The sequence below is a fragment of the Paenibacillus gorillae genome (assembly GCF_000513275.1).
Lineage (GTDB): Bacteria > Bacillota > Bacilli > Paenibacillales > Paenibacillaceae > Pristimantibacillus > Pristimantibacillus gorillae.
On sequence record NZ_CBVJ010000167.1, the window covers coordinates 1 to 507 of the forward strand.

Consider the following 507-nt stretch of genomic DNA (forward strand, 5'->3'; position numbering starts at 1 on the left):
CATCTCAAGAACTTCCATTGAGGTGAGTGGCATGAACGGGAAAATGAAAAAGACTTCCCAGCGCAGCATCTATGTGCTGCTGACCGATACCGGCACGGCGTTTACGAGATTAATTAAAGGTTTTACAAAAGCGCCTTACAACCATGCATCCCTTGCATTTGACGACGAACTGAATGAGGTTTTCAGTTTTGGACGCAAAGAAGCCCACAACCCGTTTGTAGGCGGCTTTGTTCGCGAAGATATATATAGAGGCACTTTCCGCCATTTTCCCAACACTCGCTGCTTGCTGCTTCGACTCCCGGTTACAGAGCAACAGCATGCTAATTCGGTAGCTTGTATCCGCCATTTTCAACGCAATCAGGATTCTTACCGTTATCATTTGATTGGATTGCTGGGCGTATTACTGCAGCGGGAAATTAAATCGGACAGCGCTTATTTCTGCTCTCAATTCGTTGCGGAGGCGTTGAAGAGCAGCGGCGTGGAGCTCTGGGACCGGCCTTCAGGACT

The 507-nt window shown here is 48.5% G+C and carries 1 protein-coding gene; it reads left to right on the plus strand.

Annotated features, from left to right (window positions below; all coding sequences use genetic code 11):
• Nucleotides 1-31: 31 nt before the first annotated feature.
• Nucleotides 32-507, plus strand: a 476-nt coding sequence (locus tag TY10_RS28505) for a hypothetical protein (RefSeq protein WP_155986079.1), incomplete at its 3' end; no start/stop codon positions are given.